Annotated in this window: 5 protein-coding genes; all 5 read left to right on the top strand. The window is 54.5% G+C overall.

All coding sequences use genetic code 11. From position 1 onward, the window contains the following. The first annotated feature begins 657 nt into the window (after positions 1-657). Positions 658-888, top strand: a complete 231-nt coding sequence (locus BLO43_RS14015; protein ID WP_090907603.1) for an MbtH family protein — start codon at positions 658-660, stop codon at positions 886-888. Next, a complete protein-coding gene (locus tag BLO43_RS14010; RefSeq protein WP_090907602.1) occupies positions 888-1,634 on the top strand; it encodes a thioesterase II family protein in 747 nt (248 codons plus the stop codon). The genes BLO43_RS14015 and BLO43_RS14010 overlap by 1 nt, the downstream gene beginning before the upstream one ends. Next, the gene (locus BLO43_RS14005; protein ID WP_254773485.1) at positions 1,612-2,304 is read left to right on the top strand and encodes a 4'-phosphopantetheinyl transferase family protein; all 693 of its coding nucleotides are present in this window, start codon (positions 1,612-1,614) and stop codon (positions 2,302-2,304) included. The genes BLO43_RS14010 and BLO43_RS14005 overlap by 23 nt, the downstream gene beginning before the upstream one ends. 114 nt (positions 2,305-2,418) lie before the next feature. After that, positions 2,419-7,698 (top strand): non-ribosomal peptide synthetase, encoded by a 5,280-nt coding sequence (locus BLO43_RS14000; RefSeq protein WP_090907600.1) that lies wholly within the window; start codon positions 2,419-2,421, stop codon positions 7,696-7,698. Further along, positions 7,698-12,302 carry a type I polyketide synthase gene (locus tag BLO43_RS13995; protein ID WP_090907599.1) on the top strand — a complete coding sequence of 1,535 codons (4,605 nt, stop codon included), beginning with the start codon at positions 7,698-7,700 and terminating at the stop codon, positions 12,300-12,302. The genes BLO43_RS14000 and BLO43_RS13995 overlap by 1 nt, the downstream gene beginning before the upstream one ends. The last annotated feature ends 41 nt before the right edge of the window (positions 12,303-12,343 follow it).

The raw sequence follows: 12,343 nt of genomic DNA, 5'->3' as shown, positions 1-12,343 counted from the left end.
GAGGGGCTCTTGTGCCGTGCCAAGCAATTGACCCGCATCGCCCACTTCCTGCCAGTTAACCGCATGTGCCGGGTTGACAAGCAGCGATAATGTTAGCAGGGATGCCGTTACGCCCGCTTTCTTGAAGAAGTTGCCATTAAGTTTTGAGGCCATTAAATTACCCTCCATATTTAACTATAAAAATTTCTAAAAATTATTATTAACTTATTGCCAGAACAAATCATCGCAATAACCGCGTCGTCTCTGAAAATTTCACCCCCATTGTCAAGTTATTAAAAATACCCATGACTCTTTTGAAGCTGGCCACAATGTGGCTGCGCGCTCTTTCGTTCGTGGCAGTCTTTCCCATCAACTGCATCGTTTATCCATAAGAACCAGCGAGCCTTTGCTCTTCTTGTCTCCCGCTATTCGGACAGCGGGAATGCGGTCGTCGAAGATATTCTGATCTCCAATACGTAACTCCATTTACCCTAACGCAGTGGCATTAATGATACCGTAGTTAATAATGATAACGATTGGCATTATCGTTAATATTAAGGAACAAGCAAGTTTTTTTTCTTTGTACTTTCCTTGTCCTGATTCGTCTAGGTGAATAAGAAGCATTCTGATCTACTGGATCGGGAATTTATCTGTAGTCATCAAATTCAGGAATCCGTTATGACAAGTTGTTTTGATCGTGAAGACGGGATATTCCGCGTCCTGATTAATCACGAAGAGCAGTATTCAATCTGGCCGGAATGGAAAGTAATACCTGGTGGCTGGCGTGACACGGAAATAGCCGGTGACAAAAAAACCTGTCTGGAATATATCGAAAGAGTCTGGATCGACATGCGGCCTTTGAGTCTACGGCGCTTCATGGACGAACAGGCATCGGGAGCGGGCCAGTAATGCCGGCACCGCTGACACTATTCAGTTTGCCTTGTGCAGGCGCCAGTGCAGCCATGTACTTACGCTGGCGGCGCAGGCTGCCCTCATGGGTGAGAGTGCAGCCGATTGAGTTGCCTGGTCGCGGAGAACGTCTGCATGAAACGCCCGAGAAGAATTTTGATGCGCTGGCTGTACGCTTATGTGATGAGCTTGCAATGAATCCATCGCAGCGATATGCACTCTTCGGGCATAGCATGGGGGCCTTGCTGGCTTACCGGGTTGCCCATTGTCTGCGCGCGAGAATGCGGCCCTTGCCGGTGGCCTTATTGGTATCCGCGTGTGCTGCACCCTCGCAGCAGGATTGGAAACGTTATGCTGACAAGGATAGCGACGCATCTCTCATAGCTGAACTTCGCAAGCAAGATGGGACACCGGAAGAGGTGTTCGGGAATCCTGAGCTGCTGTCCATGACCCTGGGTTTGCTGGGTGCGGACTATCGTATTTGCGCGAGCTTCCGCTACCAGAAATTACCGCCGCTGCCTCTCCCTATTCATGTTTTTGGCGGTCATGCGGATGAGATTGACGTGTCCAAACTCGAGGCATGGCGACTTGAAAGTGCCGCGAATTGCTCGCTGGATTGGTTTGAGGGCGGTCATTTCTTTCTCCGGCTGCATGAAGAGGCATTTCTTTCCACTCTGGCGCAACGTCTGGCGGGAGATGCCGCCCAGTTATCCGATGTACCCCATGCAGCGCTTGCCTCTGCCTGAAACTGTTCCTTCCAGCGTTGAAGTCTGGTTACTTAAAATGAATCTGCAGACGCCGGTATCGGATTCGGATCTGGTTCTGCTGAGTGAGGACGAACTTGCCTACACATCACGGTTTCGCAGGCATGAAGACCAGGTACGTTCAGTCGTAACGCGGGCGGCTTTGCGGCGAATACTGGGTTCGCGGCTCGAGTTACCGCCGGACACGCTGAGGTTTATTGCAAATCACCATGGCAAGCCTTGTCTACGGGACGATGCCGGGATCGAGTTTAATGTTTCGCATGCGGGTTGCTTTGCTCTGATTGCGCTTTCGACAGGCGGACAGGTCGGCGTGGATATTGAATCACGCGATCACGAGATCGATGTAAAAAGTCTGGGTGCCTATGTTTTTTCGCCATTGGAACGTAAGTCAGGATTAAAGACAGATGAAGACTTTATTAAACACTGGGTTGCAAAAGAATCGGTGTTGAAAGCCCTGGGTGAGGGAATTTCCGAGCATTTGCAGGCTATTTCCATTCTGCCAGGTGAGGGGGAATGCTACCGCATCGAACACGAGTGTCCCGAGTGGTCGGGCATAAAAGCATGGTCCATTAAGGCGCCTGATGGTTACGCCGCGGCACTGGCGGTTAAAGATGATGCAGCGTTTTCTGCGCTAAAGACATTCCAATCGTAGCCGGTTGCGGCCATAGATATCACCCCCGCATTTCCTGAAATACAGAGTAATCGGTATCGATTTCCATATAAATTTTGATTGTTCGCCAGTTGTGACGACTTACAGGGATTCTCCATGAATGCAAGGTTGATTTCGCATCGCAGTTATCCGGTAAACATGGTTACGCATCTACTGGTGCTTGCATCGACGCGTCCAAATGATACCGCGCTGATTGTGGTGCGCCCGGAGAATTCACAGAGTGGTGCAGCCGTTGATACAAAAATCAGTTATAGAGCACTGGATCGGCATGTCCGCGCACTGGCCGCCATCCTTCAGGAGCGCTTTGCAGCGGGGGAACGGGCGTTGCTCTTGCTGGATAACGACGAGCATTATGTCATTGGCTTCTTCGCCTGCCTGTATGCCGGCTTGATCGCCGTACCCGTTTTTCCGCCCGAATCGACACGTGAGCGGCATCTGGCAAGATTGCTTGCGATCGCTTCCGATGCGAAGGCATGTTGCGTGCTCACCACCAGCGAAATTCTGCCTCTGATCGGAAGCGCGGAGCAATTTGCCCAAGTCTCAATGGTCGCGGTAGATGCGGTGAAACCCGATGAGGCTTTCGCCTGGCATCCGCATGTTCCCCGGGATGACGACATTGCCTTCCTGCAATACACCTCCGGATCGACTTCCACGCCAAAAGGGGTGATGGTCAGTCACAGCAATCTGATGGCGAACGCGAGAGCGCTTGAGGAGGGCATGTCGATGAATGCGGAGGACATATGGCTGAGCTGGCTACCTCTCTACCACGACATGGGTTTGATTGGAGGGTTATTGCAGCCTATTCATCGGGGCATACCTGCCATACTGATGACGCCCAGGTTTTTTATCGAACGGCCCGTGCGTTGGCTGGAAGCGATCTCGCGTCATCGCGCCACTGTCAGCGGTGCACCGGATTTTGCTTTTCGGCTATGTGTGGAACGAGTCAGGGACGCGCAGATGCGGGAACTCGATTTGTCGAGTTGGCGCATTGCTTTCTCGGGCGCGGAGCCGGTACGGTATGACACGACGAGTGCGTTTATTGAACGGTTTGCGCCAGTGGGATTTGCGGCAAATGCTATTTATCCCTGTTATGGTCTGGCTGAGGCGACGCTCTTTGTCACCGGCGGTACGCGCGGGGATGGCATGGAAGCCCACCATTTCTCAGCCGAGATGCTGGCCCAAGGCAATGCCGAAGTAGTGGAGCATGGGACGCCCCTCGTGGCCTGCGGCATGCCGGTATCACATCACGCGATAAGGATCGTCGAGCCGGAAACGCTGGACCCGTTGACGGATGGCAGCATCGGCGAAATCTGGACAAATGGCCCAAGCCTCGCCTGCGGCTACTGGCTACGACCCGGGGAAACGGCGGACACTTTTGTCAGTCATGAAGGCAGGCGCTGGTTGCGCACCGGGGATCTTGGGTTCGTTCATGCCGGGCAGCTATACATTGCCGGACGGCGCAAGGATCTCATTATTGTACGCGGGCAGAATATTTATCCGCAGGATCTCGAACAGATCGTGGAAGAAGAGGTCGAGGCCGCACGGAAGGGGCGAGTTGCAGCCTTTCCGGTGGACACTGCGGAAGGCGAAGGTATCGGAGTTGCGGTAGAGATATCCCGTGGCATGCAAAAACTTGTTTCCGTTGAAACGCTGGTAAAGGCACTCAGCGAAGCAGTCAGCGCCAGCTGTCACGAGCCACTCTCGGTGATTGTGCTACTGAATCCGGGTGCTCTGCCCAAGACTTCCAGCGGGAAGCTGCAGCGCGCCGCGTGTCGTCAGGGATGGCGTGAGCGCACACTGGACGCCTATGCGATTTATGAACACGGCAGCTACTTGCTGGGTGGCGGCATACAGCCAGTACAAGCGTTAACAGATGAAACCGAGATTGCGCTGGCGGCTATCTGGGAAACGGTGCTGAAACGCACGGGACTCGTGCGTGAGGATCATTTCTTTGCGATCGGCGGCAATTCACTTGCCGCGGTACAGGCTGCCGCGCGTATCGCCGATCGCTGGGAGATCGATTTTCCGGTGCGGAGCCTGTTTGAAAGTTCACGGTTGCATGAGTGCGCGATGGAGATCAAGCATCGTTTGGCGACGGGCACCCCCCGGCGCAACGCCGATATCCGAATCCTGCCGACCGAATACAGAGCGCATTCCTTACCGTTATCTTTCGGTCAGCAACGTCAATGGTTCCTTTGGCAACTGGACCCATCAAGTACCGCATATCATATTAAGCATGCGTTGCGATTAACCGGGATGCTGGATATCCAGGCACTGCACGCAGGTTTCGATGGCCTTATGGAACGCCACGAATCATTGCGAACGGTTTTTCGTCCGGGGAAGGATGGGGCGGCTGAACAAGTGATTCAACCGGTGTTGCAGATTGATATTGTGCATCTTGATTTACGCCAGGTGGCTGTTTCAGAACGTGAAATGCAGGCTGCACAAGAAGCGCAACGAATCGTCGCGGCTCCTTTCGATCTCACCCAGGGTCCGCTGCTTCGGGTAGCACTGCTTCGAATCGACGATCAGGAGAATATCCTGGTGATAGTCATGCATCACATCGTCTCTGACGGCGCTTCGATGCAGATTCTAGTTGATGAGTTTGCGGCGCGTTATCTGGCCCATGTGCAAGGAAAAAGCGTGCACCTTGAGGCGCTGCCCATCCAGTATTCCGATTATGCCATTTGGCAAAGAGGCTGGCTGGATGCGGGGGAGAGGGACAGACAACTTGCCTACTGGCGCGATTATCTGGGAAATACCCATCCCGTACTCGCGCTGCCCGCCGATCACCCGCGGAAACCGATAGCAAATTACCAGGCGGCACGGCACGCCTTCGATTTGCCTGCGGACCTGGTGAGTGGAGTGCGCCGAATGGCCCAGGATCGGGGTGCAACGCTTTTTATGGCTTTATTGGCGGGGTTTAATGCTTTGTTGTACCGTCACACGGGACAGCAAGATATTCGTGTCGGTGTGCCGATAGCCAATCGCAACCGGGTCGAAACCGCGGGCCTGATCGGTTTCTTCGTGAATACTCAGGTATTGCGCAGCGAAATACATGGCCGTATGGCTCTTGCCGACGTTCTGAACCAGGTACGGGAAGCTGCCATTGATGCCCAAGCCTGCCAAGACCTGCCGTTCGAGCAATTGGTCGAGGCATTGCAGCCGGAGCGAAGCCTGAGTCATAGTCCGCTCTTTCAAGTGACGATCAACCATTTACTCAGGGATTATCGTGCACTTCAGCAGCTACCCGGGCTCACGATGACCGGCTACGATCTCGCCGAGCAGGCGGCTCAGTTCGAGTTGATCCTGGAAACCATTGAGTCGCCGGACGGCGGCGTGCAGGCCAGCTTCATTCATGCTTCCGAGCTCTTTGATTCCCGGACCGTTGAGCGGCTGGCTCGGCACTACGTTCATATCCTGCGGATGCTGGCCGGGCAGCCGGAGCGATCCATTGCCGACATCGATCTGCTTAGCGAAAGCGACAAGCGACAGCTCCGAGCCTGGGGTATCCATGACCAGCGCTTTGTGGCGACGCAACCTGTACATCAGTTGATTGAGCGGCAGGCGGAAAAATGCCCCGATGCTGTCGCGGTGATTTTCAATAGTACCGAATTAAGCTATGCGGAACTGAATCGCAGATCGAACCGGCTGGCGCATCGGCTCATTGGTCTCGGGGTAAAGCCGGAAGTCAGGGTCGGAATCGCCGTAGAACGTTCCATCGAGATGATAGTGGGTCTTCTGGCCATCCTTAAGGCGGGTGGAGCATATGTTCCATTTGATCCGGAATACCCGCGGGATCGCCTGAATTACATGATGGAAGATAGCGATATTCAGTTGCTGCTGACACAAAGCTCTATCGAGGCACGCATCCCACGCGCCTCAAAGCTTGACGTGCTGGAAATTGACACCCTTGATTTAAGCGCTGGAATAGAGAGCAACCCGGACGTGGTATTGCATGGCGAAAATCCTGCCTATGTGATCTATACCTCCGGTTCGACCGGCAGACCCAAGGGCGTGGTGGTTCCCCACGGTCCCCTGGCAATGCATTTGACAGCCATCAGCGAGATTTACGATGTTCAACCCGGGGATCGGGAATTGATGTTTTTTTCGCTAAATTTCGACGCTGCCGCGGAACAATGGATGACCCCGTTATGTGGAGGCGCGGCGATTGTACTGTCATCCGCACGGGGGTTGGCCAGCGATAATTTTATCGACCTGATTACGACGCATCGGATAACCACGCTGCACCTGCCGCCCGCTTACTTGCGGCTGCTTCTGCCCATCGAGCGAGGGAATGGCGCTTCAGTCCGTACGTGCATCGCGGGAGGAGAAGCATGGTTTGCCGCAGACCTTGCCGCGACCCAGGCGACATTCAAGAACGTTCGGCTGGTGAATGCCTATGGCCCGACAGAAACGATTATTACACCCACCGCCTGGATAGGCAGCGCCGCGGCGGGCATCGATGGGGACTATGCACCCATCGGCCAGCCGGTGGGTGATCGAAACGCATATGTGCTCGATGAAGAACTCAATCTCGTTCCTCCCGGCATTACAGGCGAGCTTTATATAGGAGGGTCAGGCCTGGCGCGGGGTTATCTTAATCGCCCAGCATTGACAGGCGAGCGATTTGTTGCCGACCCATTCAGCCAGACTGGAGGGCGCCTTTACCGCACGGGCGATCTGGTGCGCTGGCGGATGGATGGGCAGCTGGAATATGTAGGCCGCCTGGACCATCAAATCAAGGTACGCGGCTTTCGCATTGAATTAGGTGAAATCGAAGCACAGTTGCTGGCACAAACGGGTGTACGCGACGCAGCGGTGGTGGCGCAGGAGAGCCGTAATGGCACGCGCTTGATCGCTTATGTGGCAGCTCATGCCGGGATACTGCTTAATTCTGCGCTGCTTAAGACTGCGCTTGGCACAGTGCTTCCCGAATACATGCTTCCAAGTTTGTTTGTTTTTCTGGATGCGCTGCCACTCAGTCCCAACGGCAAGGTCGACCGGATGGGATTGCCCCCGCCTGAGCAATTGAACGAACAGGATTACGATCCCCCTGTTAGCAGAATGGAAACATTGATCTCGGATGTCTTGGCCGAAATTCTGGAGGTTCCCCGTGTAGGGTTGCATAACAATTTTTTCGATCTCGGCGGTCATTCATTGCTATTGATCAAAGTGCAATGCAAGCTGGAGGAACGGCTAAGCACCCGCATCGCCATTATCGATCTCTTCAAATACACCACAGTTGCCAGCCTGGCAAGATTTCTCGGGCAGGAACGGACAGAACACGTGTCCTTGCAGCACCATCAGGAACGGGCACAGCGTCAACGAGGCGCTTTTATTCAACGCAAGCCGAAAGCAGGGAGGATTCACTGATGCACCATGAAGACGAGTTATCAGAGGACACAGGCATCGAAATTGCGATTATTGGCATGGCGGGCCGTTTTCCTGGGGCGGACGATGTCAACACCTTCTGGCGCAACCTGCGGGATGGGGTAGAGTCAATCACTTCATTTGGCGATGATGATTTGCTGGCACGCGGTATTCCGGCCAAGCAACTGGGCGATCCGCTTTATGTAAAAGCGGGTGCAAGCCTGGATGGCGTAGATCTTTTTGACGCTTCTTTCTTTGGTTACACCCCGCGCGAGGCAGCGGAAATGGACCCGCAACACCGACTCTTCCTGGAGACCGCATGGCAGGCGCTGGAAGATGCGGGCTATGACGCTTCGGCTTACCGGGATCTAATTGGCGTCTATGCGGGCTGCGGTGTGAACACATATCTGCTGCTCAATCTGCTTCCCAGCGGGCACTTCTCGGACATGCAGGACATATCCTCGTTGCAAGGGTTGATGAATGGCAACAACAAGGATTCGATGACCACGACCGTCTCCTATAAACTCAATCTGCGCGGACCGGGAATCACGGTGCAAACCGCCTGTTCCACCTCGCTTGCGGCGATCCATGTCGCCTGCCGGGGGTTGCTCAACCATGAAGCGGATATGGCCATGGCGGGCGGCGTCTGGGTCAATCTCCTGCATGAGGGTGGTTATCATTACCAGGCTGGCGCTATTCTTTCGCCTGACGGTCATTGCCGTGCCTTCGACGCGCGGGCGGCAGGCACCGTGATTGGCAGCGGGGTGGGGATCGTGGTGCTGAAACGCCTGGCTGACGCCTTGGCGGATGGCGATACGATTCACGCAGTGGTCAAGGGTTCGGCGATTAATAATGATGGCTCGGCCAAGGTGGGCTACACGGCACCCAGCGTGGAAGGGCAGGCAGAGGTTATTCTTGCCGCCCAGGCAATTGCGGGCGTATCCGCTGACACAATCAGTTACGTGGAAGCGCACGGCACCGGCACGACGATGGGTGATCCCATCGAAATCGCGGCACTGACGCAGGCGTTCCGGAAGAGCACGGAAAGGCGCGGATTTTGCGGCATTGGTTCGGTCAAGACCAACGTAGGGCATCTTGATGCCGCGGCGGGTGTTGCCGGTCTGATCAAAACCGTGATGGCGCTGGAACATCAGACTCTTCCACCGAGCCTGAATTTTGAACGGCCTAATCCACAGATCGATTTTTCCACCAGCCCTTTCTACGTTAATACTATCGGTAAGACATGGCCTGAGGGTTCGACGCCACGCCGTGCGGGAGTCAGTTCGTTCGGCATCGGTGGCACCAATGTTCATGTGGTCCTGGAAGAAGCTCCGCCAGCAAAACCTTCCGGGCCCTCCCGCAATTGGCAGATACTTGCGCTTTCCGCGCGCAGCGGCAATGCCCTAGAGGCAATGGCTGCCCGTTTAAGTGATCAACTGGAAACTCATCCCGCAGTGCCCCTGGCGGATGTCGCCTATACGCTCCAAACCGGCAGAAAATGCTTCTCCCAGCGAGCCATCGCTCTTTGCCGCGACAATGAGGATGCGATCAATCTTTTGGAAAGCCGTGATACGGAGCGCTTTCTCGTCCGGCAAGTGGCGTTCGAGAATCCTCCAGTGGTATTTCTTTTTCCGGGACAGGGTGCCCAGCACGTCAATATGGCTCGTGATCTTTATGAGAACGAACCGGTTTTCCGGCAGGAGTTCGATCATTGTCTCGATTTGTTGAAATCGCATCTTGATTTCGATCTGCTGACGCTTCTCTATCCAGGCGAGGATGAGGCGGAACAGGCTGCGTCGGCGGTGCGCCTTGCGCAAACAGAAGCTACGCAGCCAGCTCTTTTTGTCATTGAATATGCGCTGGCGCGGCTATGGATGTCATGGGGCGTCATGCCCACGGCCATGATAGGTCACAGTATTGGCGAATACGTTGCCGCATGCCTGGCTGATGTGTTCTCGCTGGAGGATGCATTGCATCTGGTCTCGATGCGAGGACGTTTATTGCAGCGCATGGAATCTGGGGCAATGCTTGCGGTAATGTTGCCGGAAGCAGAAATAACACCCTACTTGAACGTTGACTGTGATTTGGCCGCGGTCAATGGACCGGAGCTTTGCGTTTTATCCGGCTCGTTGACGGCGATGGAAACCGTGGAAGCGAGCCTGGAAAGTAAAGGTATCGCAAGCCGGCGATTGCATGTCTCCCATGCATTCCACTCAGCGATGATAGAGCCTATGTTGCCTGCTTTCATCGATATGGTCGGAAAGATTGGGCCATGTCAGCCAAAAATTTCATTTCTCTCCAATCTCAGCGGTGACTGGATTACTCCCCAGGAGGCGACTGATCCCAGTTATTGGGGAAGGCATTTGCGCGGGACGGTACGCTTTGGCGATGGCCTGCACGAATTACTGAGCAATCCAACTCGAATTTTGCTGGAGGTCGGCCCAGGAGAAACCTTGACCAAGCTCGCGCAACGGCACCCCGACGTGAGTCCGGAGCAGGTCATTCTTTCATCGCTACCTCATCCCGGCAAAGCCCACCTGGCGCATAGGCATCTGTACCTTACCCTTGGTAAACTTTGGTTGAACGGCGTTGCCATCAACTGGCAAAATTTCTATGCTGAAGAGCATCGCCATCGGGTTCCACTGCCCACGTACCCTTTCGAGCGCCAGTCCTACTGGGTTAAACCTGGTGCAGCAAGCGATCATGCCCGCCGTGCGGTCGAGACTAGAACCGGAGCGCGGATGGATGAGAGGAACGAATCAGGTGTTAGATCGCTGGATGACTGGTTTTATGCGCCCTCATGGCGGCGTGCCGATAAGGTGGCACTTACGCTCGACGGCTTTTCTTCAGATCCGGCCGAAGGCCTGATAGTTTTCAAGGACGAGCATCATCTCGGCACCGCACTGATCACGCATTTATTAAGCAATGGAATCCAACCCATCGTGGTTTCCGCTGGTTCGGCATTTCGTCGGAGGGATAAGGATCATTACACGATGCGCCCCGGTGAACGGCATGATTACGATCTCCTATTGAATGCTATCCGCGATGACGGAAGGACGATCGGTCATATCTTCCATCTCTGGAGCATCACCGCGGATAGCGAAGGGCAGTCGCTTGCAGAGAGTCAGGCGAGGAATTTTTTCAGTTTGTTTTATCTCGCACAAGCATTGGAGGGCGTCCGGGCGCTTATTCCTGCGGGTAAAGAAGTGGAAATTACGATTATAACCAATCAGCTGGAGGATGTGACTGGCAATGAACAATTGCGTCCGGAAAAAGCAATGGTGCTCGGACCGTGCAAAGTCATTCCACAGGAATATTCCCATCTTGCCTGTCGTATTATAGATATCGAATTGCAGCCCGCTGACCCGGTTGCGGAGGCCAGGCTTGTCAAGCAGATTCTGGCGGAATCACAAACCGATTCCATCTCATCCGTTGTCGCCTATCGGGGTCCGCACCGCTGGATCCAATGTTTCGATCTAATTCGCAACCCCGCGCCCCTGCGGTCTTGCCTCAGACAAGGCGGTGTCTACTTTATCACGGGGGGACTGGGTGGCGTCGGCCTCACGCTGGCTGAGCATCTGGCCAAAACGCGTCAGGCAAAACTCGTGTTGCTGGGGCGTTCCCAGTTTCCATCACGGGAAAACTGGCCGCGGTTGCTGTCGGATACCGGTAACGTGGACTCAACGCGCCACAAGATAGAGAAGATCATGCATCTTGAAACGCTGGGTGCCGAAGTGCTGGTATTACAAGCGGATGTCGCAATCCAGGCCGAGTTGAAAGCAGCTGTCGCACAGGTACGTCAACGCTTCGGTGCCATTCACGGTGTTATTCATGCCGCGGGCGAAGTCGGCAGTGGACTGATATCGGCCAAAACAGAGGCGATAGTGGCACAAATATTTTCTCCAAAGGTACAGGGAATGCGTGTATTGCAAGCCGTATTCAAGGATGAGGCGCTGGATTTCATGTTGTTATGCTCGTCACTTGCGGCCATCGCGGGAGGTCTCAGCAAGGTTGATTATTGCGCAGCCAATGCCTATCTTGATGCCGTGGCCCGTGCTGCTTACCGTGAACCCGCGTTTCCCATGATCTCGGTTAACTGGGACGGCTGGCGGGAAGTGGGCATGGCGGCAAATATGGCATTGCCAGCGGGAGTAGGGATTGCACCTCATCAGGGAGTCGAGGCTTTCGAGCGCATCCTGAACGGGGTGATGAGACCTCAAGTCATTGTGTCCACGGTTGATCTGAGCGAAAGGCTTAATCAGACCCAGGATGACCTGGTTGCTCAGCCTCTAGAATTCGATATGGCCACGAAGCGGGAGAGATACCCAAGGCCTGCACTGCAAACAATTCTTAAATTGCCGGACAGCGAGCTGGAGAAAGGGATCGCAGAGATCTGGCAGAACCTGCTCGGAATGGATGTAATCGGTATCGACGATAATCTATTCGAGCTGGGCGGTGATTCTTTGCTGGGTATACAGCTCCTTTCCAGGGTCCGGGCAGGTTTTGGCGTTGACCTTCATCCGGCGGATTTCTTCAGGTCACCCACCATTACAGGCCTGGCGGCGCTGGTGGAGACAAAGTTGATCGATGAGATCGAGTATTCATGATTTTTCTTGAATTGGTTTGTATCAGTGACCACGTAGAGTTT

The sequence above is a fragment of the Nitrosospira sp. Nsp13 genome (assembly GCF_900101945.1).
GTDB classification, from domain to species: Bacteria; Pseudomonadota; Gammaproteobacteria; order Burkholderiales; family Nitrosomonadaceae; genus Nitrosospira; species Nitrosospira multiformis_D.
Note: the sequence above shows the minus strand (reverse complement) of the source record. Positions and strands in the feature narration are given on the sequence as shown.

Bases quoted from the DNA above. Each gene is read 5' to 3' on its own strand.
- BLO43_RS14005 (WP_254773485.1), top strand. From the start codon at position 1,612: ATGCAGCGCTTGCCTCTGCCTGAAACTGTTCCTTCCAGCGTTGAAGTC.
- BLO43_RS13995 (WP_090907599.1), top strand. From the start codon at position 7,698: ATGCACCATGAAGACGAGTTATCAGAGGACACAGGCATCGAAATTGCG.
- BLO43_RS14010 (WP_090907602.1), top strand. From the start codon at position 888: ATGCCGGCACCGCTGACACTATTCAGTTTGCCTTGTGCAGGCGCCAGT.
- BLO43_RS14000 (WP_090907600.1), top strand. From the start codon at position 2,419: ATGAATGCAAGGTTGATTTCGCATCGCAGTTATCCGGTAAACATGGTT.
- BLO43_RS14015 (WP_090907603.1), top strand. From the start codon at position 658: ATGACAAGTTGTTTTGATCGTGAAGACGGGATATTCCGCGTCCTGATT.